Source organism: Pseudomonas sp. SIMBA_067 (genome assembly GCF_046534675.1).
GTDB lineage: Bacteria > Pseudomonadota > Gammaproteobacteria > Pseudomonadales > Pseudomonadaceae > Aquipseudomonas > Aquipseudomonas putida.
Map to the genome: position 1 here is coordinate 1 of NZ_JAWRYH010000412.1, position 273 is coordinate 273.

General features: G+C 65.9%; 1 protein-coding gene. It reads right to left on the reverse strand.

What is annotated here, in order from left to right:
* Positions 1–273 (reverse strand): GDP-mannose 4,6-dehydratase (locus SB765_RS29670; protein WP_410932498.1); only part of this gene is annotated, 273 nt, incomplete at both ends.

The window sequence follows — 273 nt, forward strand, 5'->3', positions numbered from 1 at the left end:
GTGATCAGCACCGGCAGCCCGTAGGTGCGGTGCCAGGCGCGCACCAGGTGGTCCGAGGCGGCCTTGCTCGCCGAATAGGGTGAGCTGGGCGCATACGGCGTGGTCTCGTGAAACAGGTCGTTGGCGCCATGCAGGTCGCCATAGACTTCGTCGGTGGAAATATGGTGAAAACGGAACGCACGGCGCTGCTCGGCCGGCAGCTGGCTCCACCAGGCGCGGGTGGCTTCGAGCAGGGCGTAAGTGCCGACGATGTTGGTCTGGATGAACGCGGCC